The following is a 25,650-nucleotide window of genomic DNA, read 5'->3' on the forward strand; positions in this document are numbered from 1 at the left end:
GTACCACGGTGCGGCCCGCGATCCGCGGGAGGGGGCGCCCCGCCGCCCTCCCGAGGCCGGTTGGGGGCACCAGCGACCCAGCCCCGGGGGATCACACGGCGCCGCGCAGGGTGGGGGCGTGAACACGCCCCCCCACCGGCTGCGGCGGGACGCCGCCGGCCCGCTGCTCGCCTCGGTGCGCGGGGTCCGGCGTCGGGTGTCCGTGGCCGGCCGCGGGAGCCGGCGGTTGGTCGTCGGCTTCCGGGCCGGTATCCCGGTGATCCCGGCGGCGCGGGCGTTCGAGGCCCGGAACCCGGACGTGGTCGTGGACGTGCAGCGGATGGAGTGGGACGACCAGGCTCTGATGCTGCTGGATGGCCGTGCCGACGTCGGTTACGTGCGGCTGCCGGTCGACGAGGCCGGGCTACACCTGACCCCGCTCTACACCGAGCCACTCATGGTGGCGCTGCCCGCAGACCACCGATTGGCCGGCAAGGAAGAACTCGCCGAGGCCGACCTGGACGGTGAGCCGGTGATCTGGCATGCCGACCCGAGTACGCAGCCCACCAGGCGCCCGCACCCCGACTCCGGACTCAGGGCGCGCGGGGTGGAGGAGAAGCTCGAGCACGTCGCGGCGGGCCGGGGCGTCTCGTTCGTCGGGCGGTCGGAGACCGTGTTCTACTCACGTCCCGACATCAGCTATGTGCCGATCCCGGAACTGGCGCCTGAACAGGTGTGCCTCGCGGTGGCGGAATCGCGCACCTCGCGACTGGTCGACGACTTCTCTGCCGCGGCGCGGGAAACGGCCGAGATCACCGCGGAATGTGGAAACTACGCAATGTGGCAGGCCGCGAAATAGGCGACGGGGAGGTCTCGGCTTCGGAGGAATTCGCCGACCAGTGCGGGTGATGTATCGGCCGTAACGACGAGCACGTCCACCGCGGGTGTTACGGATTCGTTGGATCCACGGCCGCCGAGTGTTAACGACCTCCGGAAGAGTACTGGACGATGTTTACGCGGCGATTACCCGTACCTCTGAAAATCTTCGCGTTCACACCGCGGCGGCATCGCAATCCGTTGCCGCACAGTTGGTTACGAGCCGAAGCGCATTTCGCGGCCGGTGAGAACTCGGCAATGTCCAATTCTTCCGGATGTGACCAACACGAAATGCGCCCGGCGTCAACTAGTTCCAGCGGTGAACCACATCCCCGAACCGAAATCACCGATTCCGCCGAACCTTCCCCAGGAGTTGCACCATGTCCGCACCCACCGAGACCACCTCCGACATCGACAAGGCGATCGAGGAGAACATCGCGAAATCGCTGGCCGAGATCCCGCACCCGGCTCTGCCCAAGGGCACCAACATCTACGGCGCCACCAAGATCTTCCCCGACTACCGCGCCGAGGCCGGGGAAACGTACTTCACCCTCGTGCACGGTATCGCGCACGAATCCTCGGTGAGTTTCGTGGCCGTGCTCCAGGCCACCCGGGCGCTGCGGAAGGGCTTCGAATCGGCCATCTATTTCTACGGTCCCGGCGCGATCAACTGCGTCGCCAACCGCGGCTTCCCGACCACCGGTGACAGTGGCTTCCCGGGCGAGCAGAACATCAACGAGGCGCTGTCGACCTTCATCGCCGAGGGCGGCAAGGTGTTCGCCTGCCGGTTCGGCCTGGCCCTGCACGGCGCGCGCGAGGAGGACCTCATCGAGGGCGTCATTCCCGCGCATCCGCTCGACGTGCAGGACGCGCTGATCCACTACGCACGCAAGGGCGCGATCATCAACTCCACCTATCAGGTGTAGGCGTCGGCCATGACCGAGGTATCCACACGAGTAGACCTGGCGCTACTCGGAATTCGCGTCGACGTGCCGGTGCAGCGCCGTTCCGGAGCCGGGCCCAGCGACGACGGTCATGTGCTGTTCGGGGGCGCCGGCGCTGCCGTTCCCATCAGGTCCGACAGCCCCTACACCCTGCACGGCGACCGGCTGCTGCGCGACGGCGTCGATCTCGGTGTCGCCGTCGAGCCGGTGCGGCGGCCGCGCTTCTACGAATTGCGCACCGCCGACGGCATCGCCTACAAGCAGATCGCCAAGCTGCACGGCGCGGACGTGCTCGCCACGACCGTGGTGCAGACCTGCGTTCGATACGGCGAGGACCAACGCTGCCGGTTCTGCGCGATCGAGGCGTCGCTGGCGGCGGGCTCGACGGTCGCGGTCAAGCGGCCCGAGCAGCTCGCGGAGGTCGCGGCGGCGGCGGTCCGGCTCGACGGGGTCCGCCAGATGGTGATGACCACCGGCACCACGGCCGGAAAAGACCGCGGCGCACGGCATCTGGCACGCTGCGTGCGGGCGGTGCGGCGGGCTGTTCCCGGCCTGCCGATCCAGGTGCAGTGCGAACCGCCCGCCGATCTGTCCGTCCTCACGGCACTGCGCGAGGCGGGCGCGGAGTCCATCGGCATCCACGTCGAATCCCTCGACGACCGGGTGCGCGCCCGCTGGATGCCCGGCAAGTCCACGGTGCCGCTGGCGGAGTACCGGGCGGCCTGGGCCGAAGCCGTGCGGGTGTTCGGCCGCAACCAGGTGTCGACCTATCTGCTGGTCGGTCTCGGCGAGGATCCCGACGACCTGGTCCGTGGCGCGCGGGAACTCATCGAGATGGGCGTCTACCCGTTCGTCGTCCCCTTCCGGCCGCTGGCCGGGACGCTCGCCGCCGACGTCGACGGCGCGGCGGCACCCGCGCCCTCGCTGCTCGAGGACGTGACCCGCAGGGTCGCAGAGGCATTGCGCCGGGCCGAGATGCTCGGCGCGGATCAGAAGGCGGGCTGCGCGGCGTGCGGCGCGTGCAGCGTGCTCCGCACTGCGGGAGGCTGACATGGTCGCCGTCGACACCTCCCGGGCATCGTCGTCACCGGACCACTGTGTCCTGTCCGGACACCGAAATCCCACCGAACCTGCGGACGGATTCCTGATCCGCCCGGCCGACTTCCGCCACCTCGACGCGTATCGCGCACTGCGCCGCGAGAGCTTCGTCCTCGACCAGGGGCTGTTCGAGGGCAGCGACGCCGACGACACCGACGACGATCCGCGCACCATCGTCCTGGTCGCGCTCGCCCCGGACGGCACCGTCCTCGGCGGCGTGCGCTTGGCCCCCGCTACCACCACCGATCTCGGCTGGTGGACCGGCAGCAGGCTGGTCGTGAACCGCGAAGGCCGCAGCCACGGGGTCGGCAACGCGCTCGTGCGCGCGGCGTGCGCCTACGCCGAGAACGCCGACGTCCTGCGTTTCGAGGCGACGGTGCAGCGCCGGTACGCCGCGATGTTCACTCATCTGGGCTGGAATCGCCTGGAGGACATCATGATCGGCAGCACACCGCACGTCCGCATGCGCTGGCCGATCGACCGGATCGACCGACTGGCCCGGACCACCAAAGCACTGCTCGGCCCGCTGCTGAACGATCTCGGCGCGCACCCGATGTCGTTGGGCGGCACCGGTTTCCGCGGTGACGACGGCGCGCCGGTGCCGGGCAGCGATCTCGTCGCGGCCTGCGACGCGATTCTCGCCTCCATGGTCGAGCGCGATCCGGAGTGGGCGGGCTGGTGCGCGGCGCTGGTGAATCTCAACGATCTGGCCGCCATGGGCGCCGAGCCCGTCGGGCTGCTCGACGCGGTCGCCGCCCCCACCGGGTCGCTGCTCACCCGCATCCTGCGCGGCCTGGCCCGGGCGAGTGACGCCTGGGGCGTGCCCGTGCTCGGCGGGCACACTCAGATCGGTCCCGCCGCGCTGTCGGTGACAGCACTGGGCCGCACCGCGCGGCCGGTGCCCGGCGGTGGCGGCCGGGTAGGCGACGAGTTACGTCTCACCGCGGACCTCGGCGGCCGGTGGCGTCCGGGTTATACCGGGCGGCAATGGGATTCGTCGTCACTGCGGACCGGTGCCGAATTGCGGGCGCTCGGCCGGTTCGTCGCCGACACCGCACCGGCCGCCGCGAAGGACGTCAGCATGGCCGGGATGGCCGGAACCGCGGGCATGCTCGCCGAGGCGTCCGGAGTCGGCGTGGAACTGGACGTGGCGCGCATCCCGCGTCCCGCCGACACCGCTGTCGCGGAATGGATCACCTGTTTCCCCGGCTTCGCCATGGTCACCACCGACCGTCCCGGCGCGGCGATCGGCGCCACCGGACCCGCCACCTCCGCGGTGTGCGGCGTCCTGACCACCGCCCCCGGCGTGCGACTGCGCTGGCCCGACGGAACCACCACCACAGCGGTGCCCGGCACCGTCACCGGATTGGGACTCTCATGACCGACCTGACCATCTCCGTCGCCGCCGCCGAATTCGGCCGTGACATGGAAGCGTGCTACCGCACCATCGGCGATCTCATCGATCGGGCCCGCGCACGCGGCAGCCGCCTGCTGGTGCTGCCCGAAGCCTGCCTCGGCGGCTATCTGCCCAGCCTGGGCGGGGACACCGAGAGCGAGGAGGCGCGCCGGCGACGGCTGCGCAGCCTGCCGCCCGCCCTCACGCTCGGCGGGCCCGAACTACGCCGGATCGCCGCCATGGCCGGTGATCTCGTCGTCACCCTCGGCTTCTGCGAGGCCGACGGCGAGGACCGCTACAACGCCGCGGTCACCCTCACCGGCGACGGCGTGCTCGGCTCGTACCGCAAGGTGCATCAGCCGCTCGGCGAAAACCTCTGCTACACAGCGGGTTCGCAGTTCCGCGCCTTCGACACGCCGATCGGCCGGATGGGTATGCAGATCTGCTACGACAAGGCGTTTCCCGAGGCCGCGCGGGCGCTGGCACTGGACGGCGCGGAGATCATCACCTCGCTGTCGGCGTGGCCGACCGCCCGCACCGCTACCGCCGAACGGCTCGAGGACGACCGCTGGACCCAGCGCTTCGACATCTTCGATCGCGCGCGGGCCGTGGAGAACCAGGTGGTGTGGATCGCCTCCAACCAGGCCGGCACCTTCGGCTCGCTGCGCTTCGTGTGCAGCGCCAAGATCGTCGGTCCCGGCGGCGACGTCCTCGCGACCACCGGCACCGAACCCGGCCTGGCCACCGCGACCGTCGACGTCGAGCACGCGCTGGAACTCGCCCGCGGCGGCGGCATGTACAACCTGCGCGACCGTCGGCCGGAAATCTACGACAGCGTGGTCGCGCGGCACGGCGTGGTCGGACAGCCGCCCGTACCCGAGGGATTGGCGGCCGCTCATGCCTGAGATGACCTTCGACGTCCGCTGGCCGGACGGTACCGTGCAATCCTGCTACTCCCCCTCGCTGGTGATCCACGATCATCTCGACGCCGAAACCGATTACGCGGTGGACGATTTCGTCCAGCGGGCCCGGACAGCGCTGCGGGCGGCCGCCGAACGCGTCCGGGAGCGGTACGGCTTCTACTGCGCCTCGGCTATGCAGACCCTCGCCGAAATCGAAGCGGCCGCCGCCGCGGTCCGTCCGTCGTCCGGCACGGTCCGGGTGCTGTCGATGGCCCCGCCGTCCGTGCCGGCCGCGACCGGAGGCCGATCATGAGCCGCGACCATCACGAGGTCGTCGTGATCGGCGGCGGGCAGGCCGGGCTGTCGATCAGCTGGCATCTGACCAGCCGCGGGATCGATCATGTCGTCCTGGAACGCGACACCGTCGCCCACGAGTGGCGCGACACCCGCTGGGACAACTTCACTCTCGTCACCCCGAACTGGCAGTGCGTGCTGCCCGGCTATCGCTACGACGGTCCCGAGCCGCACGGCTTCATGACACGCGACGAGGTCTACGCGTGGGTGCGCGGCTACGCCGACACCTTCGATCCGCCGGTGCGCGAGCACGTCACCGTCACGGCGGTGACCGTGGCGAGCGACGGCGGCTTCGACATCGAAACAACCTCGGGGCCGGTGCATTCCGATCAGGTGGTGGTGGCCGTCGGCGGCTATCACACGCCCACGATTCCGCGCTTCGCCGAACGGCTGCCCGGGACGATCCGGCAGCTGCACTCCGCCGAATACCGCAGTGCCGCCGACCTTCCCGAGGGGGCGGTCCTGGTCGTCGGCACCGGGCAGTCCGGCGCCCAGATCGCGGAGGACCTGCATCTGGCCGGGCGGAAGGTGCACCTCGCGGTCGGCAGTGCGCCGCGCGTCGCGCGTTTCTACCGGGGCCGCGACTGCGTGGCGTGGCTCCAGGACATGGGCCACTACGACATTCCCATCGAGGACCAGTCCGGCGGCCTCGGCAAGCGCGAGAACACCAATCACTACGTCACCGGCCGCGACGGCGGGCGCGACATCGACCTGCGGCGCTTCGCCCTCGAGGGCATGTCCCTCTACGGCCGCATGATCGATGTCACCGGCGGCACAGCGTATTTCGAGCCGACCCTGGAGAAGCAACTCGACGCCGCGGACGCCGTGGCCGAGAGCATCAAGGATTCCATCGACGCCTACGTCGCCCGCGAGGGCATCGACGCACCCACCGAGGGGCGCTATCGACCGGTGTGGCGGCCCGAGCGGGAGGTGACCGAGAGGGACCTCGCGGCGAGCGAGATCACGTCGGTGGTGTGGTCGGTCGGCTTCCGCACCGACTACCGCTGGCTGCGCGTCGGCGTCTTCGACGGCGAGGGACACCCGTGCCACAATCGCGGCGTCACCAGCACCGCGGGCTTGTATTTTCTCGGGCTGCCGTGGCTGCACACGTGGGGGTCGGGCCGGTTCGCGGCCATCGCCCGCGATGCCGAACACCTCGCGGAGCGGATCGTGCGCGCCGGCCGCACGAGCGCCGCGGCCTGACCGGGTTCCCATGGCCGTCACCCGGATCGCCGCCGTCGCGGCCCATTTCGGCAGCGACATCGCCCGCGCCCTCGACAAGATCACCGGCATCATCGACCGGCTCGCCGCCGACGGCGTCGACCTGCTGGTCCTGCCCGACGCGACGCTCGGCGGCTACATCGGCGACCTGCGCAATCCCGATCCGGCGACTGCCCCCGAGGCCATCGACCCCGACGGCCCCGAGATCCGGCTGCTGTGCCGGCTGGCCGGCGCGATGACCCTCTGCGTCGGCTACGCCGAGCACAGCGACGGCACCCGCTACAACGCCGCGGTCTGCGTGACCGGTGACGGCGTCCTGGGCCGGCACCGCAAGGTCCACCAGCCCGCGGGCGAACACCTCGCCTACGCCGCGGGAGATCGCTTCACCGCCTTCGACACTCCCGTGGGCCGCCTAGGAATGCTCATCGACTACGACAAGACCTTCCCCGAATCGGCTCGCGCCCTGGCCCTCGACGGCGCTCGCACGATCGCGGCCCTGTCTGCCTGGCCCGCCAGCGTCACCGACCGCGCCTCCCGCATGCCCAACGACCGCCAGTCCCGCCTGTTCGACCTCTACGATCAGGCCCGCGCCGCCGAGAACCAGGTGGTCCTGGCGTCTTCCAACCAGACCGGCATCACGGGGTCGCTGCGGTTTCTGGGGCAGGCCAAGATCGTCGGCCCCGGCGGCGACATTCTCGCCAAGACCTGGTCCAAGGGCGGGCTCGCGGTCGCGGACATCGATATCGACGCGGAAGTGGAGCGAGCCCGGCGCGTCCTGCGCCATCTGGACGAACGCCGGGTGGACACGTACCACAACCTGATGCGCGACACCGGTGGGTCCTGATGCGGGTCGCGTTGCTCACCTATTCCACCAAACCCCGTGGGGGCGTGGTGCATACGCTGAATCTGGCCGAAGCGATGGCCGGGCTGGGCGTGGACGTCACGGTGTGGACATTGGGCCGCGGCGGCGATTCGGCCTTCTTCCGGCCCGTCGATCCGGCCGTGACCGTGTGCGTGGTCCCGTTCGAGGCCGCCGACAATGAATCGGTCGGCGCGCGAATCTTGCGCTCCATCAGCGCATTACGCTCCGCCTTCACCCCCGACGCCTACGACATCGTGCACGCCCAGGACTGCATCAGCGCCAACGCGGTCGATCGCTGCATCCGCACCATCCACCACCTCGACACCTTCACCACACCCGAACTGGCCGCCTGCCACGAGCGCGCCATCGTCGAACCCTATGCGCACATCTGCGTCTCGGCCGCCGTCGCCGCGGAGGTCCACGCGGGCTGGGGCCTGCACCCCACGGTGATCCCCAACGGCGTCGAGTACGACCGCTTCGCCGCGGCTTCCGCCTCTGACGCCCGCCTGGACTGGTCACGCCGGCTGGGCCCGTACATCCTGGCGCTGGGCGGCATCGAACCCCGCAAGGGCAGCCTCGATCTCCTGGAGGCCTTCGCCCTGCTCCGCCGCGACCATCCACACCTGCGCCTCGTCTACGCGGGCGGCGAAACACTCTTCGACTATCGCGCCTACCGGTCCGCTTTCGATTCGCGCGCAACGCAATTGGCCATCCAGCCGACGATCCTCGGGACCGTGCCCCACGACTCCCTGCCCGCTCTGGTGGCCGGGGCCGCCCTGGTTCCCTTCTTCTCCACGAAGGAGGGGTTCGGCCTGGCGGCCATGGAGGCCCTCGCCGCGGGCGTGCCGGTGGTCGGGCGTGATCTGCCCGTGCTGCGGGAAGTGTTCGGAGACGCTATTTCCTATGCCACAAACCCCCGCGAGATGGCCGCCGCCATGGCACAGAATCTGTGCCGAGAACCTTCCGCCGCCGGACGCGGTAAGGCCCTCGCCGCCCGATTCGGATGGGACAAGGCAGCGACAAGTCACCTCGAGCTCTACCGCGCCCACGTCGGGAGTCCGCGGTGATGTGCCCCAGTCCATGACCTCGCTTACTCGGTCAGGCTGCGGGCACGGTGAGTGCCGCCCCGATGCCGCCACCTGGGTGATGGACAGATCGTCCATGACACCAGCGGTGGTGTCCTACACCGCTGCCGAACACACCGGCAACGCCACCCTTCTCGGATACAGCGACGCGGTCATGCTTTCCTGTTCCAGTACGCCGAAGCCTTCGCCGCTCAGGTAACCCCACTTTCTCGACAATTGACGGGCTCCAGTCGAATACAGCACTCCCCCACCCGAATCAGCATCAGCTGGACACCAGGCAACTCGAAGGAGATCCCCCTTGCTCGCTGCAGTGCAGATCTTCGCGGTTTTGTCGGCACTAGTACACGGCTTCATCTTCGTGCTGGAGTGCTTCCGGTTCACCGACCCCAACGTCCATCGGAAGATCTTCCGTGTTTCCGAAGCCGACCTGGCCGGCGTGCGGAACTGGGCCTTCAATCAGGGCTTCTACAACCTGTTTCTCGGCATCGGCGCTCTGGTCGGCGCGGTGCTGGTACGCACTCACGCCGCCTCCGGCTGGTCGCTTATCCTGCTGAGCTGCGGCTCGATGCTCGGGGCAGCCGTAGTGCTTATCGCCAGCGACCGCACCTTCATCCGCCCCGCCTTTATACAAGGCGTCTTTCCGACCCTGACCCTCCTGGCTGCCTTGACCCAGATCTAAACCGCCATTTCACCTTGCAGAACGGCACGGAGCCGTCCGCCCGTAAAGGCCCTACCGTCGGCAATTCCGACGAGCCGAATCTGCGATCATGTCGATGTCCAACGTGCCTCCAGATGCCGCCACAAGTCCACCGCTCCCAGACTGGTTCGGTCATTGCGGCGTGAAAGAAGACGGACCGCGACGCTGCTGATCCGACAACGTGACAGCCTCGTCGAACCGGCCTGCCGACCGGTATACACGAGCGAGGTCGTCGCGAACAGCGCGCGCAAAGGGGTTGTCATTCCCCAGCAATGGCCTCGTCCCAACAACCCGCGGCCTCGTATGCGGCGGCGAGACAACAGCGGTCGTGGTGGATCTCCTCGTAGGGTTGGCTCTGAGGTGATGTTGCCTCGATCACAGGAGGGTTGACCAGAACAATAGTTGAGGTTGGAGGCTGTGGACAGCGCCAACGCCGGCGCGATCGTTCAGAGGGAGGGCCTCATGAGCAACTCGCACGTCAATACCGAAGGACCGCATCGCGGCCGGGCCACGGCTCCGTTGCGGGTCGCGGTCGTCGTCGGCAGCACCCGGGAGGGCCGCTTCGGCACGACGATCGCGGACTGGTTCGTCGGTCAGCTCCGGCGCCTCGACACCTTCGAGGTCGAGACCGTCGATACCCGGCAGGTCGCGCTGCCGCACGCTTTCGGTGCTGTCACCGATCACCCGTCACGGGCGGAGACCACCGAAAAGCTCTCCCGCGCTGACGCATTCGTGGTGGTGACGCCCGAGTACAACCACAGCTACCCGGGCACGCTGAAGAACCTGATCGACGAACATCACGTCGAATGGCAGGCCAAGCCAGTGGGTTTCGTCTCCTACGGCGGCATCTCCGGTGGTCTGCGCGCGGTGGAACACCTGCGGCCGGTCTTCGCCGAACTGCACGCGGTCACCATCCGCGACACCGTCAGTTTCGCGAACCCGTGGCGCAGCTTCAACGGTGCGGGCGAGCCGGCCGAACCGGCCGACGCGGTCACCGCCACCAAGGCCCTGCTGAAGCAATTGACCTGGTGGGCTGAGGCATTGCGCGCTGCCCGTGCCGCCAACCCGTATGGAGCGTGAGGATCGTGACCACTACCGCAACGGATTCCGCGTCGCCGGTCGCAACCCGCAACCCGATCACGATCGTCCTGGTGCTGGTGCTCGGCGCGATCATGGCCACACTGGACCAGACCATCGTCAATGTCTCGATCAACACGCTGTCCGCACAATTCGACGCGGGCCTGAACACCGTCCAGTGGGTGGCGACCGGCTATTCGCTCGCGCTCGGCGCGGTGGTGCCGACCTCGGCGTGGCTGGTCGGCCGGTTCGGCGCCAAACGGCTGTATCTGACCGCGGTCGCTGCCTTCGCGTTCGGCTCGATGCTGGCCGGGCTGGCTTGGAACCTCGAGTCGCTCATCGCTTTTCGAGTCGTGCAGGGCGCCGGCGGCGGACTGCTCATGCCGGTCGCGATGACGATCCTGCTGCGCGCGGCCGGGCCGGATCGGCTCGGACGGCTGATGAGCACCCTGGGCCTGGCCATTCTCGTCGGCCCGCTGCTCGGGCCCGTGATCGGCGGCTACCTGATCGATGCGGTGTCGTGGCGGTGGATGTTCTTCATCAATCTGCCCATGGGTGCGCTGGTGCTGGTCCTGGCCGCCCGGATCGTGCCCGACGATCTGCCGGAACCGCGGCACGCGCTCGACGTGCCCGGACTCCTGTTGATGTCGCCCGGCCTGGCCCTGCTGATCTACGGGGTGACCGCGGCCGGTGAGCAGGCCGGAGCCGCCACGCCCGCCGTGCTGGTCCCGCTGCTGGCCGGGGCCGGGCTCATCGCCGCCTTCGTCCGCCGATCGCTGACCACCGCGCAGCCGCTGTTGAATCTGCGGGTGCTGGGCAACCGGGTCAGCGGCACGGCCGCGCTGCTGCTGGCCCTGTTCGCGAGCGGCTACTTCGGTTCGATGCTGTTGCTGCCCTTGTATTTTCAAGTGGTTCGTGGCGAATCGGCGCTGGTGGCAGGCGCATTGGGTATCCCGTTCGCGCTGGCCTCGGGTCTGACCATGCAGGTGGCGGGCCGATTGATCGATCGGATTCCGCCCGGCCGCTACCTGCCGGTGTCGATCACGGTGGCGCTCACCGGGTTCGCGCTGTTCATCGTCCAGCTGGACGCGGACGCGCCGTACTGGGCGCTCGGCGCGAGCATGCTGCTTATGGGCGCCGGGGGCGGCGGCACCATGATGCCGGTCATGACCACCGCGACCCGGTCGCTGAGCCGGGCGGATCAGCCGGCGGGATCCACGGTGCTGAACATGATCAGCACCACGGCCCTGGCGGTCGGCACCGCGGTCTCCTCGGTCACTCTGGGCGCGCTGCTCCCGGTGACCGGCGGGCTGCAAACGCTGCACGGTATGGCTCCGGCGCAACGCGCCGAGATCGCTCCCGCGCTGGCCGAGGCGTTCCAGCACACCTACCTGATCGCTCCGGTCGTGATCGCGCTCGCATTGATACCGGCCTTGCTCCTACCGCGCCGGTCGGTCGGCGGGTGAGATTCGTTGCGGCTCAGGACATCCGCATCCGCCGATGGGAGACGCGGTCAAGGGCCGGCCAGTCACGCTCTCCCGGTCGCTTACCCGGTGGTGGGAGCTGTGGAGTTCTCCGGCTGACTTCCGCGCAACGCTCTCGGCAGGACCAGTGCGACCACCGCCGTGACCATGATGCCGCCGGCGCCCGCTGCGATCAGCGTGGTCGGTGCGTCGGTGGCGTCGAGCAGGAACCCCCCGGCGACATAGGACACCGCGGCGGCGATACCGATGGCGCCGTAGAGGTTTCCGAAGACCCGACCGAGCAGCGCACCTGGCACGATACGTTGCAGTAGCGTATTCGACGCGACATCCATAGCCGCGATACCGATTCCGCGCACGGCCTGCACAGAGAAGGCGGCGGCCACCGACCACGCCAGACCGGTGAGCAAATTTCCTGCGCTGCTGACGAAGAAGCCACCGACCAGCAGCGCTGTCAGCGACAGCCGGGTGTCGATTCGCCCGAACAGTGCATAACCGATCAACAGGCCGATGCCCACGGCGCCGAGGAGCAGACCGACTGCTGAATCACCGGTTTGCAGAGTATCTTTCGCCAGCAATACCAACGCGACATCATCTACGCCGTTGCAGGCGACAACCGCGCAGAAGCCGAGGCAGATGATGCGCACGGCGGGGGTGCGCACGATGTAACCGACCCCTACGCGGGCCTGGGCGAGGAGAGATTCCGTATCGCCCTCCGTTCGGGTCGGTGGCAGCGCCGGAATCGCAAGCAGGACAACCGCGGATACCAGGAACGACGCGGCGTCGACGACGAGTACACCGCGGATGCCGAGAATCGGCAGCATCGCCGCCGCGAGGAACGGGCCGAATGCCTCGGCGGCATTGGCGCCGAATCCGATCGCAGAGTTCGCCCTCGGCAGATCCTTGTCGGCGACCAGGTCCGGAACCGCAGAACGGGAGGCGGGCATGAAAATGTTCGCTGCAGTGGATCGGGCGGCGACCAGCAGGAGCAGCAGCGGAAGCGGTGGCAACGACAGCGCGATAAGCAGAACGAGCGCGCCTTGGAGGATTTCACAGGTGATCATCACGCGGCGCCGATCGAAGCGATCACTGATCGCGCCCGCGATCGGGCTCAGCAGTGACGGCACGAAGTCACCGACCAGCAGCAGTAGCGCCACCGCCAGACCTTGGCCGGTGGTGGCGGCAACGTGCAGCATGAGCGCAACCAAGCTCAGCGAGTCACCGGCATAGGACACAGTTCTTGCGGTGAACAGGGCACCGAGTGGGCGGTTCGATCCTAGGAGCTGTTTCCTCGAAGCGGGCATTTCCGGATCGTGGCCCACATCAAACATCTGCCGCCGACTCGAGAACCGGACGCACCTCGATAGCCTCAGGTGTCGCAATGGCGCAGGCCAACTCGATCGCCTCCGCTGCGCTGTCCACCTCGACAATGAACCAGCCCCCCACAGTCTCACTCCCGCCCGTGACCGTCCCTTCGCCGGCGACCATCGCTCCGTTCAGCCGCCGCACCACCACCGGAACGGCCTGTTCGGTCTCGAGCGCATCACCGCCTACCAGCTTTCCAGACGCAGCGACCGCAGCGATCCACTCGAGATACGCCCTTCGATGCTCCTCCCGATTCGTCGCGATCATCCGACGCGACTCCTCGGTCTCGAAGACCACCAACGCGTACTTCACATCATCTCCTTACAACGAGTTCCGCCCCAACGCGGAGTAGGCGCTACTCGCCCCGACAACCCGAGCACGCCTTCCCAGGCGGTATTGCCATTCCCGGCCGACGGCTCCGGCAGGTGGTGCAGGACCCGCAGAGCCAGCTCCGAATGCGGTCGATACGGAAGCTCGAGCGCGTGCGCCAAGTCCCAAGTATGCAGAACCGCATCCCTTATCTGCCCCTCATAAAGTGTCTCGGCATCGACCTCGGCACCGTTGAACGAGTAGCGCTGACCAGCAGGACGCACCGACGCGAAAGCGGCCCTCACATCCTGTGCAGTACGGCGATACAGCCCCTCGAACCCGCCGCCGTAAACATTCACCGAGGCGTCGAGAGTCGCTCTGCTGATCGAATCGCGTTGCCCCCCTCTCTCGTTCGCGAGGGCTCTGGCCACGGCGTTGTTCTGATCGATGAGGTGCACGTACAGGTCGCCGATATCCCGGCCGGGTACGGGCGTCGCACATTTGAGATCTGCCTGGGTCACCTCGGAAAGGTAGGCCGCAAGTTCTTCGGTAACGGTGTACAGGGTGGATACATCCACAATGTTTCCTCTCGCATCGGCGGGCTCGACCTCCGAGACGCGGCGAGGGCGTCGGCGGATACCTACAGCGGCAGGTCGGTGACTTAACGTGACACGTACAGACATGAGACCCGAATCATCTACCGTGGTAGACGGTCGAATCGTCTACGAGAGTAGACGGTAATTTGGAGGTTGTCCATGACCGATGCGAGCGAGACGGTGCCCGAAGAGCCGGACCTGGGCGCACTCATGGCCCGCGTGCTGCCCCGTCTAGCCGCTCTGGAAGGGCCGATCCTGAGCGCTGCCGGCCTGTCCATGTGGGAGTACGCCATCATGACCGAAGTAGCCTCGAGCGCAGCGGTGTCTCAGCGGGAACTGTCGCGCCGGACACGACGCGACCCCACTCGACTGGGGCAGCACCTGGACGACCTCGTAGCACGGGGACTCATCAGCCGACGGCGATCACGCGACCAGCGCCAGCGCACCGTCTGCATCACCCCCAGCGGGAGCGCCCTGCTCACCGAAGTCAGGCTGAGCATCAGGGCAATGGAAGACGAGCTTCTCCACACAACCTTCTCCGCAACCGACGCCACGAACCTCCGGCACCTGCTCGCTCGGCTCGCCAAAGCTTGTGAATGACACGAGACCACAGGCTTTGCGGCCGAGTGGCGGCGCCGGCCCCCTGGGTGCACCGAGCCGCAGCGCGCAGGCGCAGATACCGGCCACGCCAAGCGATCTCAGCTGGCTTTGTTGTACGCCGCCATCGTTGGCGCGACACTCACTTCAGCGGCGCTCAGCGCGGATCAGCCGATACAGTGAAGAGCGCGAGATGCTCGGCAGGAATGTCAGTACCAGCAGCGTGATGCTGAATGCCACGCCGAGCGATTGCACTCGCAGGAAGTCGACGGTTACCAAAACGGAGTTGCCGACTCGAACGGTGATGACCGACAAGGCAAAAATGCCGATGCCACCCACGCCGAGCAGAACACGCGCAGGCTTCTTGCGCAGAAACATCCCGATCCCCCCAACCGTCAGCAGCAACCCGAAGGCCCCGAGCAGCAGGTCTCCGGGAACGTACGCGAAACCACGTGGGGCACTGGGTGGGTCGTAGGTGCTGTCCAAGTCGAGCCGTAAGAGCATGGGCATATACCACAAAATGGTCAGCCCACCGAGGAGGGCCAGGACGCCCGCAATGAACAGGGTGACGCCGAGCTCGGGTTTCCGATCGGACTGAGGGGCGATCAACTACTTCTCCAAACCAACTGTTCAGCACATACCCAGGCGGCCTCGACACAGAATCGAGACGGTGCCGACACTCCAGGCTACGCGGTAGATCCATCACATGGACGGGCTTCCAGATCTCCCGCCTTCTCGAGGCAGATCCGCCCGAACTCCTCGACGGAACCGAGCCGCCGCGCGACGACCATCGACCCGGTCCACCCACCCGGCGGGCGCCGACCGCGACTTCTCGTCGGTGCCGTCGCGCAGACGGCGTCGAACCGACTCGCCGGGAACGAGTTGCGACGCCGCACAGCGTATTCCGGCACGTGCCCGGCTGATATGTGCCGGGCGTATAACCATCATGCGTCCCGCGCGGGGCGATCCCGGACCGCCGTGGTCGACGCTGTCAGGGTTGGATCAATCTCCGGTTCCGTGCCACGCCTGGTCGCCGGGTGCTGGAACGTTCCGGTGAGAGGGGTGGCCGATGCCGCGGGCGACGTTCGATATTCCGATAGGTCTGGAGATCAATCCCGATGCGGGGCGGGCGATGACGCACAACCTCCACTGGATGCGCCGGTTCGGCCTGATCTCCGATGGATCAGCCGAGCGACGGTATCTGGAGAACCAGGTGGCCGACGCCGTAGCCTTCTACTTCCCCTACGGGAGCGGTGATTACCTGGATCTGTGCTGCGATATCTTGGGCTGGTTCTTCGTATTCGACGACCAATTCGACACCGGCGGTTTCGATACCGCCGCCGAGAACACGATCGTCGCCCTGGAAGCGCTGACCGAAGGTGCGGCCGCGTCCTGCCCGTCTCCGCTGGTCCACGGCTTCCGGGACTGCTGGCTGCGGTCGACGCGAAACATGTCGGCGGCGTGGCGGCGACGGGCCCGGATCAGTTGGACGCAGTACTTCGCGTCGTATCGCTCGGAGGCCGTCGATCGCCTGATAGGGAGCGTTCTGTCGCCGGAGGATCTTCTTCTCGTGCGGCGCAAGTCCGTCGGGACGGAGACCTTGTACGACCTCGCCGAACTGTGGTGCGGCGAGGTACCACCCCTGGTGTGGCACAGCAGTCTTGTTCATTCCATTCGAAACCTGGTCACAGACATCATCATTGGTGTGCAGGATGTGTATTCGCTGGACAAGGAGATAGGTTCGGAGGCTCGACTGAGCAACCTGGTCGTCGCCCTCGCGACCGACCGCGCGATATCGCTGGACGACGCCGTGCGGCTCGTGGTCGACCGCGCCGGTGAACAGTGCCGCGCGCTGCTCGAGTTGACCGGAAAGGTCCCCCGGCTGTCACGGTCGTTGGGGTTGTCCGAGGCCGAAAGTGACACGGTCGCCCGATATCTCGATGCGCTGCTTGCTTTCACCCGCGGAAACTACGAATGGCATCGATTCGCGGGCCGCTATCGATCGGCCGAACCTCTCGCACTACAGAACCATTTCGCACCGAAGCCAGACGCACGGAGGTAAAACGAATGCGACCACCGACAATTCTGGACTTCGCCGTCAGGACCGATCCGCCGTTGATGATCGGCGCCATCGCCCATCTGACCGGTGCCGCACCGACGACATCCGAACTCATCGGGCATATCGGTAGCATTCTCGGCCGGACGCCGACGCTGCGCACGTCGCTTGCCGACCGCTGGATCGTCGAATCCCCGCGGCTGGACACCAGAATTCACCACTGGACCGTCCCGGTATGGGACGACGCCGCCCGCGACCTGACCACGACACCGCTGCCGCACGACGGCCCACGCTGGGACCTCATCGTCGTCGACGGCTACGAGCCGCTGTCGTACGCGCTGTGTTTCCGGGTGGATCACTGCGTATTCGACTACGGTGCCTTGGCGCACCTGGTGGAGGTGGTGCTCGGGCCGGTCCCGGCATCCTCTGCCGTGGTGCCGGACCGGCGCCCGGCCGTCGTGATTCCCCGAATCCCGGCAGCGGCAAGCCGTTTGGGAGGATCGTTCTCCCGCTCGACGACTTGGCCGATCGCGGCCTACGGCCATAGCCCGCAACGCGCATACCACTGGTCACGCACGGCGGCCGGAGACCTGGACCATCCGCGGGCCACCCGCAACGACGTGTACATAGCCGCAATGGCCGGTGCCGTCGGACGCTGGCTGAGTGAGCACGGTGTGCCCAGCCCGGATTCCGGTATCGAGGTCCTGGTCCCGGTCAACGTCCGCCGCCCCCGCCAGGCCGCGGATCCCGGAAACCACACCGCACCGCTACGCATCAGGGTGCGGGCGCCTCACCCGGAATCGGTTGCCCGCGTGATGAATCCGATACGAGAACCCGGCACCCGGCAGGCGCTGCGCGTGCTGCTCGATCTCGCACCACGCCGACTTCTCCTCCGAAGTCTGCCGCGGCTGCTCGACCCGGCCTACGCGACGGTCGTAGCGTCCAGTTTCCGGCTTCGCCACGCATTGTCCTATCGTGGCGACCCCGTGGTACGGATGGATCCGATCGTGGTGGCCCCGAACGGATACCCAGTCGCCGCGCTGGCACTGACCTACGGGGAGAACCTTTCGGTCTCCTTTGCGACGGACAGCGCATTGCCCGATATGGACCGGTTTCATCAGCACTGGGCCGACCAGGTCACTCGCGTTTCGGACGCGACAGAATCCTGAATGTGTCCACCCTTTGCTATGCGGCTCAACGACACGTTCTGGAGAACCGCGCGAGACGGACTCGACACTCTCGGCACCTTCTGGCTGGCCATACGGTTGATGCGACGGCGGGCGAGATGTGCCGGTGGCGGGGTCATTTCGCCAGGGGGTGTCGATCAGTCGGGGTGTCGGCGGTGGGGTCGTGGTGGGGTATTTGTCGAACCAGACGGTGGTGTGCGACGAAGTCCTGTCGTAGACGCAGATCTCTCATGCGGGCCTTACCGCCGTCCCGACGGCGTGGACCGTCACGAGTTCGGTTGGCATGGTCTGGACTCCGGGCCAGTTCGTCGCGTCGATGTAGCTGTGGTCCTCGACGACTTGTCCGTTGTCGATGGTGAGGATCGCGCACCAGGGGGTGTGCCAGGTGTGGCCGTCGTGCGGGTCGGTGCCGAAGAGGACGCATTCCACGATGACTTTGTTGCCGGTCGTGATGCTGTCGTCGATGCGGAATTTCCGATCGGGCGCGGCGTCGAGCACGTGCTGCTCGATCTCGTGGAAGTTCTTCTTGTCCGTGATTTCCAGGAGGCCGGGACACACTACGCGGAAGGTGTCGGCATAGCTTTCGTCTATCATGCGGTGGACATCGGTGTTGTACAAGGTCATCCATTGCTGGACGATGTCGAGGTTCGACTGCGTGGACATAGCGTGCTCCCGGGTGTGCTTATCGATGTGACGGTTCTCGTGGATTCAGCAGTTCGTGAATCACGTCGATGGATGCGTGGAACGCGAGTGCGCCTGAGCCGACCACGCTTTCGGTGTGGGTCTGGTCGAATGACTTGTCCGAGATGATGTATGGATAGTGGAAGGCGATCGTGTTCGCCAGCAGTCGGTCCACTGCGTCGAGATCGTCTGCCTCCTCCACGAATTGGGGCGGCATGAGGTCGGCCGTGGCGAGCACGGCGTCGTAGACCTCACGTGCCCGGGGCGCGCTGGGGTTGGTGGTGTGGAAGATGGTGTGAGGTGGACCGGCGATCCCGGTTCGGACGATGGCCGAGGCCGCGTAATCGAGGGGAACGAGGTTGATCTCGCAGTTCTCGTCGCCGCACAGCCGGATGGGCCGCGCCTCGAGTATCGCTCCGTATCTGCGCTGATATTGGCGGCGGAATCGCTGGACCTTCGCAGCGAGGTCGTACAGTCCGGAGGTGTGTCCGGTGCGGCGGGTCCGGCTGCTCGCGATCACAGCGCTGGGGCGGACGATACGCCAGTTCAACCGAGATTGCGCAACAACGTGTTCGGCAACGGCTTTGGTCTGTTCGTAGGTGTTGTTGAAACGCTGGCGCGGGTCGGGCAGCAGTTCGAATTGGACTCCGCGACGAGTGCCGCTGACATAGGCGGTGCTGACGTGGACGAGTTCGGCCTCGTTTGCTCGGGCTGCGGCCACCACGTTGCCCGTTCCCGTGACATTGGCGTGGTGGGTTTCCGCGGCGAACGCGGATTCGTAGCGCAGCGTGGCGGCACAGTGCCACACGCGCGAAATGCGCTCGTGGGACGGAAGGCCACAACCGGGTACGCCGATGTCGCCGGGCACTGCCTGCACACGACTTCGGGCATCCCGTAGTTGCAGCCCGGCTTCCAGGCCGAGATCGTCGGTGGTGGCCGCCAGCGCTTTCGACAGTTTCGCCGCGGCCGATGCCGCGTCGCGCGCTCGGACCAGGCAGCGGATGTCGGAATCGGTACGGGACAGCAGTTCGAGCACCAATGCGCTGCCGAGCATCCCGGTCGCGCCGGTCACCAACTCGACCTTCATCGGCATCGGACGTGCACCACCTGCTCTGCCAGCTGGCCCACGGTGCGGGCCATCGGGAGTTCGTCGGTCATGAGCTGGACGTCGAAGTGTTGTTCCACGAGGCTGAGCAGGCGCAGCATGCGGACCGAGTCGGCTCCCTCGATGTCCATCATCACCGTGTTGTCGTCGAGGTCGTGCACTGATGCGGCGAAGACCTCGCTGCACCATTGTGTGAGGCGGTCCACGACGTCTCGGTAGGCGATTTCGTCAGCGTAAGTGGTCATTTCGTCTCCTCCGATAGCAGTGTTTTCGCGGCTGCCCGCCGCACCTTGCCGCTGGTGGTACGAGGTATCGACCCGCGCGGTACCACTCGGACCCGGATCCGGTCGAGGCCGAGTCGGCGGACGACCCGTCTGTGAATCTCCGTGGTCAGCTCGCCGGCGTTCACGCCGTCCCGGCTTTCGACGGCGATGACCATCTCCGCGTCCTCGGAGAACGCCACGCAGCGTCGTCGACGGACTCCCGGCACAGTGGAGGCGACCGCCTCGGCGTCTTCGGGGAAGAAATTGCGGCCGTGAACGATGATCATGTCTTTGCGGCGTCCGGCGACAAAGAGATCGCCGTCGAGCTGGAAACCCGTGTCTCCGGTGCGCAGCCACGGGCCGTCGAACGCCTCAGCGGTGTGTTCGGGCGCCCGGAAATATCCCGAAGTCACTGCGGGACCACACAATTGGATCTCGCCGAGTTGCCCGTCGACCGCCGGTCCTCCCTGCTCGGTCATCAGCCGCAATCGGAGGCCATCGACCGGCGCACCGACCGACACCAGTGCGCTGGCACCAGTGCTTTCGGGGCCGACCTCGACAGCCTGTGCGTCTTCGGCGAGCCGGCCGGGATCGATATGAACGATCCGGGGTGTGGAGCCTGGCTCGGGGAATGCGGCCGCCAGTGTCGCCTCGGCGAGTCCGTAGACCGGGTACATGGTCGATTCGCCGGCACCGTACGGGCGCATGGTCGAGGTGAATTCGGCGACGGTCCGGGCGCGGACCGGTTCTGCTCCGTTGTAGGCGATCCGCCAGCGGGCCAGGTTCATGTCTTCCGGGGGCCGTGCACGGACAGCTTCGGTAAGCAATTCGTAGGCGAAGTCGGGACCGGTCATCGTCGTCGCGCCCGCGGCGGCGAAGTACCGCAGGAACGCCAGTGGATCCTTGATGAAGGAGGCCGGCGTGAAGGTGTGTGTCGGCAATCCCGCGAGCCAGTACCCCAAGGGGGTGAACAGGCCCATGTCGTGGTGGTGTGGCACCCATTGCACGAGGCTGTCGCTCTCGGTGACCCGCGCGGAGGTCAGGATGCTGCGGAGTCCGGCCAGAACAGTGCGATGCGACAGGGTGACCCCCTTCGGTTGCGCGGTGCTGCCCGACGTGAACTGAACGACCGCGAGGTCCTCGGGATTCGGGCCAGAACACGGCAGTGGTCGTGCCGGCCCTTCTGTCATCGGCAAGCAGCGCAATTGTGGATTGCGGCACCGCAATTCGCCGACGAGAGTGTCGTAATGCGGATCTGCCACCAAGGTGCGGATATCTGCGGCTGCCATGATCGTGTCGATGTGGGCGGCGTCGATGCTCGGGTCGGCGAACGGCCGGGTCGGCATGACGCTCACCGCCGCGCCGATACCGGTGATCGCCAGCAGTCCCAGAAGGACCTGGGGGCCCGACGGAACCAGCAGCGCGACGCAGTCTCCACGGCGGACACCCGCCGAGTAGAGAGAGTTGGCCACCCGTGTCGCCCGAACGACCATGTCCGCGGCCGTCGTCTCCGTTCCCGCCTTCGGGAACACGAGGGGCGTGTCAGGGCGGCGTCGGCCTACTGCTGCGAGCGCGTCCGGCAAGGTTTCGCCGTCGATACGGGCCGGTTCCGGGTCGCCGCCGGCACCGCCACTTCCCGTCGGCACGGTCACCGGAAGACGTTCGTACCCGTGGACGACCAGGCCGCCGGTCCGAACAGCATGTCCCGCTGTCCTGAGTCCCGTGCAGCGTCGCGCGAGCATCGGAAAGGTGACCTCACCGATGAGCTTCGCGAGTCCCGCTCCGATGCAGAAGTGCTGGCCCACACCGAAACTCAACGTCGGCGGGGGTGGGGTCGTCTGAAATCGGCGAAGCTCGAAACGATCCGGCTCATCGAATTGTTCAGGATCCCGGCATGCCGCACCGAGGAAAACCAGCACCATCGTCCGAGCGGGCAAGGACCGTCCGGACAGTTCCGTCGCACGACCGGTCCAGCGCGCAGTGAACTGAACCGGAGGATCGAAGCGCAGTGTTTCGTCGACGAACGGACGGGCGAGCTCCGGATTGTCACCTAATTGCTGTGCCAGAGAGGGGTTTTCGGCCAGAATCGTGACTCCCGTGCCGAGCATGGATGCGGTCGTGTGTGTCCCGGCACCGGCGGCGAACATGATCGTGTCGAGAACGTCGGCGCGATCCTCGGCCGCCCAGTTCGCGTCCAACATGCGGTAGAGGTCACTGTCGTGACAACGTGTCTCGACGTAGTCCCGGAATTCGGCGACGGCGGCGTCGCTCTTGTCCAGGCCGTGTCCCGGATAGTTGAAATCGTTCGCCTCCATCAACGCCGACGTCCACTCCTGCAGGCGTGTCAGGTCGGCATCGGGAATGCCGAGGATATTCGCCATCACCGCATGAGGGAGGGGCAGCAGTTGCTCCACCGCGTCGCTCGGGCGGCCACGAGCAGAAACATGGAGTCGTTCGACGTAGCGAGCGGCCAACTCCTCGACCATGGGGCGTAGCGTCGCGATCCCCCGGCGGCCGAAGAACTTGCTCAGCAGTCGCCGCGCCGGTTGATTATCGGGCGGATCCTGGCGATTCAACTGATTGAAGACGCTTCCGATCGCCGGATGAGCACGCCAACCTTCCCACGCATGGTCCGCCCATTCGGCCCCGCACACTCGGAACACGTCCGTTCCACGGAGCACTTCATCGCACACCGCGAAGCCGAGTGCCATCACACGGCGCGGGCCGATGGGGATCAGCGGAGATTCGGCCTGCAACGCGCGATAGTAGGGATAGGGGTCTCGATGTCCGTCGGCACTCCACAACGCTTGCAACGAATCCCACGGTTCAGTGGGGATCTTCGACATAGCGCTCCCATCCTGGTGCGGACTGCGCAATTCGGGGATGACCCAGGGTGGCGACCCGCTCGTTCATGGCATCCACTAGCAGTCGGTGGTCGATTCGGCCGGGACGTTCGGCAACAGCTCGGAACGAACGTGCGCGTCCCGCGGTTTCCAGAGTGATCCGTTCGCCGGCCGAGCTGAATGTCCTGGCACGCATAATGGTTATGCGTTCTCGGCATGCAGGCGAATGGCCGCGACAGACGTGGAATGCCGACGAGAAATCCGCTGTATGGAGCACAGTCCCGATCGTTCTCGCGCAGACGAAAACGACTTGATGGACGGCTCCGGTATGTGCGCGCCGTATCGGAACCATGCGCCGAGGTGCTGTCCCCGGGGATACGCAATCAGTGAATCTGTAAATAGTCCTGAAGAGAGGAGACTCCAGTGGCGACGCAGTCGAATTCGGTGGAAGACATGAGCAGATCGAAGACCGAAACGGCTGTCAGGAAGGCCGGGGCGAAGCTGGCTGATCTGGTTCGGGCGAATCTGCAGCCCGCCTCCGGCGTCTACGTACTCCGTGAACAGGCCGCACAGGCGCGGCTGGCGGCTTCGTCCGGAGCGAAGTGCCCCGACATCGAACGGTTGCGGCTCAGAGGAATGTTGAAATCGGTGCCGCGGCAATGGCCGGGACCCGATTCGGCAGGTACGAAACGGCTGAACGAGTTGCAGGCCGACCTGGCTGCCGTCGGCCGATTGTTCCCCGAGGTGAAACCGAGATCACGATCTGCTGGCTGGCATGTTCTCTACTGGAAGGCGCGCGTGGCGGGCGCGAAGCCCGGCCACGGGGCCGACGCCGGCGGCCACTTCTCCCGTCGGTTGTCGGTGTGTCATGTGCGCGATCCCTTCAGAGGCATGTCAATTGCAAGGACGAGAGGCGTCTTCCGGGTAGGCCCGATCGTTGCCGGTCTTACCGGGTTGTGCTTCCACCAGGCTTCCGACGCCGATCGCGAACAGGATGCCGGACCACCATTGTTCCATCACCAGAAAAATGAGCGCGGTGACGAATTCCGTGCTGAATCGCGAGCGATGGGCGGCGTCGAGGACTACAGCGTGATGCTTGCAGTACGACCGGTCCATATGAGAAAGGAACTCCGTCGCGGTGATCGACCTCCGGAACAACAGCATCGGAACGATCAGCTGATATTCCAGAGCCGCTGTGGGGAAGACACCACTCTCGACTGCGTCCGCCACCGCCGTGTGAATCTCGATTTCACCGCGGTGCCGTGCCCCCGCAATTGTGCAGTCGTAACGTATAGTGCGGCGCGGCACGGTGATTCGCGCGGCGGCAACCGGTGTCGTGGGTCGTAGGTCCTCGGAATAGCAGTCCGCGAACTGACAGGATATGTAGAGGTCGAGACTTCGGGTGTGCGCGCGTGCTTCGGCGGCGATCGAGTAATAGCGCCAGATGTCGTGTCGGTGGTTGGCCATGCCCCACACACAGGTCGACATGGTGAGCGCGGAGGCCGAGAAGCGCTCCGGCGCGATATCAGCCGACGGCGTGAGCTGCGCATTGAGCATCCACACCGAGCGTTCATAGCACTGCAGGAGGTCGGAACCGGCGATTGATCCTCTGGTCAGCGCCAAGACGCTCTGGGCGCACTCACCGTTGCGTAGGTCGGGGCCGATATCGATCCAGTCGTTCACCACTCCGGCGACCATCAAATCGTCACGGCCCACGGTGCCGGGACGGAAAGACAGATAGTGACCGAAGAGCGCGGAGTCGCAGGCCTTGTAGTCGCGCCACAGATCCCGGTTGTCGAATACCCACGCCGTCATTCCGGTGGTGGGACGCGTGCGCAGCGCAGCCTCGCTTCGGCGCTTGCGGTCGAAGTACGCCATGTTGCACAGCATGTGTGCCTTCCTGGCGCGCAATTCCGGCGGCAGGCCCGGCATTTCCCACATGCACACCAGGTCGCGAACAACGTCATTACGCTGATCGCCGCCGATCGTGTCCAGGTTGTATTCGAGATAGAACCCGTAGATCAAGGTGCACAGGTAATCCTGGCGCCAGTCGCCGTACTCGCCCGTACTGAGGCCGCCGAGCCAGGCGCCGCAGGCGAACGTCGGGGCTCCCGCAGTCCCCTGCAGTCCGTACTCCTCAGACACCCGCTGCCACAATGGGTGCAAGCAGGTATCCAGGCCGGCTGATTTCGTACTGTCCCCGCCGTTGGCTCCGGCCCGGGCACGTTCGACGATCTCCCGGACGATGCCGTCCTCGCCGAAGACAGCGACCGGACGGACCAGCCTGCCATCGGCGGCGGCGGCCCCCGCACCACAGGTACGAATCGCGTCGATGTGATCTTGGACTGCGCAACCGTTTTCGACGATGTCACTACACTCTCTGGACCTGGCCTCGAACGCCCGGCCGAAGGATCGGGGATCGGTGCGCATGACCGTCCTGGTTCCCTGCGGGTCGTAGCTGCACTCCGGCGCATTCGCTGTTGCCGCGCCTGACCGGTGCGACTCTGTTCGTAGCCGGGCGAGATGCTCAGCGAACGGCGATTTCCCGATCGCCGCTCGCGGCCGCAATACGTCCAGCAGAGCGTCGTCGAACCGCGTGTTCGAGTTCTCGCCCACGGCAGCTACCTCGGCGCGCAGTCGCTCGCTCAGTGCCGGCAGGGGTCCTTGGCCGTCATC

General features: G+C 66.7%; 24 protein-coding genes. 15 read left to right on the forward strand and 9 right to left on the reverse strand.

All coding sequences use genetic code 11. From position 1 onward, the window contains the following. Positions 1-118 precede the first annotated feature (118 nt). The 12 genes from QH470_RS34325 (at position 119) to QH470_RS34380 (ending at position 11,957) form a co-directional block, all read left to right on the forward strand. Complete coding sequence (locus tag QH470_RS34325) at positions 119-838, forward strand: LysR family substrate-binding domain-containing protein (RefSeq protein ID WP_280276551.1); 720 nt, start codon at positions 119-121, stop codon at positions 836-838. Positions 839-1,235: 397 nt separating this feature from the next. Further along, positions 1,236-1,781 (forward strand): MSMEG_0572/Sll0783 family nitrogen starvation response protein, encoded by a 546-nt coding sequence (locus QH470_RS34330; protein WP_195104430.1) that lies wholly within the window; start codon positions 1,236-1,238, stop codon positions 1,779-1,781. A gap of 9 nt (positions 1,782-1,790) precedes the next feature. Continuing rightward, the gene (locus tag QH470_RS34335) at positions 1,791-2,849 is read left to right on the forward strand and encodes an MSMEG_0568 family radical SAM protein (protein ID WP_280276552.1); all 1,059 of its coding nucleotides are present in this window, start codon (positions 1,791-1,793) and stop codon (positions 2,847-2,849) included. Between the two features lies 1 nt (position 2,850). Next, entirely contained in the window at positions 2,851-4,278 is a 1,428-nt protein-coding gene (locus QH470_RS34340) for an MSMEG_0567/sll0787 family protein (RefSeq protein ID WP_280276553.1), read from the forward strand. Then, a complete protein-coding gene (locus QH470_RS34345) occupies positions 4,275-5,198 on the forward strand; it encodes a carbon-nitrogen hydrolase family protein (RefSeq protein WP_280276554.1) in 924 nt (307 codons plus the stop codon). Before QH470_RS34340 ends, QH470_RS34345 begins: the two co-directional genes overlap by 4 nt. Further along, complete coding sequence (locus QH470_RS34350) at positions 5,191-5,508, forward strand: MSMEG_0570 family nitrogen starvation response protein (protein ID WP_280276555.1); 318 nt, start codon at positions 5,191-5,193, stop codon at positions 5,506-5,508. Before QH470_RS34345 ends, QH470_RS34350 begins: the two co-directional genes overlap by 8 nt. Further along, a complete protein-coding gene (locus QH470_RS34355; RefSeq protein WP_280276556.1) occupies positions 5,505-6,752 on the forward strand; it encodes an MSMEG_0569 family flavin-dependent oxidoreductase in 1,248 nt (415 codons plus the stop codon). The genes QH470_RS34350 and QH470_RS34355 overlap by 4 nt, the downstream gene beginning before the upstream one ends. A 10-nt stretch (positions 6,753-6,762) precedes the next feature. Continuing rightward, positions 6,763-7,614: a carbon-nitrogen hydrolase family protein gene (locus QH470_RS34360; protein WP_280276557.1), complete on the forward strand. Its 852-nt coding sequence runs from the start codon at positions 6,763-6,765 to the stop codon at positions 7,612-7,614. Continuing rightward, on the forward strand, positions 7,614-8,699 hold the full coding sequence (locus QH470_RS34365; protein WP_280276558.1) for an MSMEG_0565 family glycosyltransferase: 1,086 nt from the start codon (positions 7,614-7,616) through the stop codon (positions 8,697-8,699). Before QH470_RS34360 ends, QH470_RS34365 begins: the two co-directional genes overlap by 1 nt. 316 nt (positions 8,700-9,015) lie before the next feature. Then, positions 9,016-9,396 carry a DUF1304 domain-containing protein gene (locus QH470_RS34370; protein WP_280276559.1) on the forward strand — a complete coding sequence of 127 codons (381 nt, stop codon included), beginning with the start codon at positions 9,016-9,018 and terminating at the stop codon, positions 9,394-9,396. A 480-nt stretch (positions 9,397-9,876) separates the two neighbouring features. Continuing rightward, positions 9,877-10,494 carry an NADPH-dependent FMN reductase gene (locus QH470_RS34375; protein ID WP_280276560.1) on the forward strand — a complete coding sequence of 206 codons (618 nt, stop codon included), beginning with the start codon at positions 9,877-9,879 and terminating at the stop codon, positions 10,492-10,494. Positions 10,495-10,499: 5 nt separating this feature from the next. Further along, complete coding sequence (locus QH470_RS34380) at positions 10,500-11,957, forward strand: DHA2 family efflux MFS transporter permease subunit (RefSeq protein ID WP_280276561.1); 1,458 nt, start codon at positions 10,500-10,502, stop codon at positions 11,955-11,957. A gap of 80 nt (positions 11,958-12,037) precedes the next feature. Here the strand turns inward: QH470_RS34380 and QH470_RS34385 are convergent, their stop codons facing one another. From QH470_RS34385 to QH470_RS34395, 3 genes are read right to left on the reverse strand one after another with little or no spacing between them, the layout of a single operon-like run. Then, positions 12,038-13,303, reverse strand: a complete 1,266-nt coding sequence (locus QH470_RS34385) for an MFS transporter (RefSeq protein WP_342228481.1) — start codon at positions 13,301-13,303, stop codon at positions 12,038-12,040. After that, positions 13,296-13,649, reverse strand: coding sequence for a YciI family protein (locus tag QH470_RS34390; protein ID WP_280276563.1), 354 nt, complete (start codon positions 13,647-13,649; stop codon positions 13,296-13,298). Before QH470_RS34390 ends, QH470_RS34385 begins: the two co-directional genes overlap by 8 nt. After that, complete coding sequence (locus QH470_RS34395) at positions 13,646-14,224, reverse strand: maleylpyruvate isomerase family mycothiol-dependent enzyme (RefSeq protein ID WP_280276564.1); 579 nt, start codon at positions 14,222-14,224, stop codon at positions 13,646-13,648. Before QH470_RS34395 ends, QH470_RS34390 begins: the two co-directional genes overlap by 4 nt. A 177-nt stretch (positions 14,225-14,401) precedes the next feature. On the opposite strand from QH470_RS34395, the gene QH470_RS34400 reads away from it, so the two are divergent. Further along, the gene (locus QH470_RS34400; protein WP_280276565.1) at positions 14,402-14,842 is read left to right on the forward strand and encodes a MarR family winged helix-turn-helix transcriptional regulator; all 441 of its coding nucleotides are present in this window, start codon (positions 14,402-14,404) and stop codon (positions 14,840-14,842) included. A 144-nt stretch (positions 14,843-14,986) separates the two neighbouring features. On the opposite strand, the gene QH470_RS34405 is transcribed toward QH470_RS34400, so the two are convergent. After that, the gene (locus tag QH470_RS34405) at positions 14,987-15,448 is read right to left on the reverse strand and encodes a hypothetical protein (RefSeq protein ID WP_280276566.1); all 462 of its coding nucleotides are present in this window, start codon (positions 15,446-15,448) and stop codon (positions 14,987-14,989) included. Between the two features lie 460 nt (positions 15,449-15,908). Between QH470_RS34405 and QH470_RS34410 the strand changes: the two genes are divergently transcribed. Beyond that, the gene (locus tag QH470_RS34410; protein WP_280276567.1) at positions 15,909-16,901 is read left to right on the forward strand and encodes a terpene synthase family protein; all 993 of its coding nucleotides are present in this window, start codon (positions 15,909-15,911) and stop codon (positions 16,899-16,901) included. Between the two features lie 5 nt (positions 16,902-16,906). Beyond that, the gene (locus QH470_RS34415) at positions 16,907-18,064 is read left to right on the forward strand and encodes a hypothetical protein (RefSeq protein ID WP_280276568.1); all 1,158 of its coding nucleotides are present in this window, start codon (positions 16,907-16,909) and stop codon (positions 18,062-18,064) included. A 246-nt stretch (positions 18,065-18,310) separates the two neighbouring features. Here QH470_RS34415 and QH470_RS34420 read toward each other — a convergent pair whose 3' ends face one another. The 5 genes from QH470_RS34420 to QH470_RS34440 all read right to left on the reverse strand — a co-directional run bounded on the left by QH470_RS34420 (position 18,311) and on the right by QH470_RS34440 (position 25,590). Then, on the reverse strand, positions 18,311-18,745 hold the full coding sequence (locus QH470_RS34420) for a nuclear transport factor 2 family protein (protein ID WP_280276569.1): 435 nt from the start codon (positions 18,743-18,745) through the stop codon (positions 18,311-18,313). 19 nt (positions 18,746-18,764) lie between these two features. Further along, positions 18,765-19,856, reverse strand: a complete 1,092-nt coding sequence (locus QH470_RS34425) for an SDR family oxidoreductase (protein WP_280276570.1) — start codon at positions 19,854-19,856, stop codon at positions 18,765-18,767. After that, entirely contained in the window at positions 19,847-20,113 is a 267-nt protein-coding gene (locus QH470_RS34430) for an acyl carrier protein (protein ID WP_280276571.1), read from the reverse strand. The genes QH470_RS34425 and QH470_RS34430 overlap by 10 nt, the downstream gene beginning before the upstream one ends. Next, a complete protein-coding gene (locus tag QH470_RS34435) occupies positions 20,110-22,887 on the reverse strand; it encodes a cytochrome P450 (protein WP_280276572.1) in 2,778 nt (925 codons plus the stop codon). Before QH470_RS34435 ends, QH470_RS34430 begins: the two co-directional genes overlap by 4 nt. Positions 22,888-23,868: 981 nt before the next feature. Beyond that, complete coding sequence (locus QH470_RS34440; RefSeq protein WP_280276573.1) at positions 23,869-25,590, reverse strand: hypothetical protein; 1,722 nt, start codon at positions 25,588-25,590, stop codon at positions 23,869-23,871. Positions 25,591-25,650: the final 60 nt, after the last annotated feature.

Source organism: Nocardia wallacei (assembly GCF_029868745.1).
Taxonomy (GTDB): Bacteria; Actinomycetota; Actinomycetes; order Mycobacteriales; family Mycobacteriaceae; genus Nocardia; species Nocardia wallacei_B.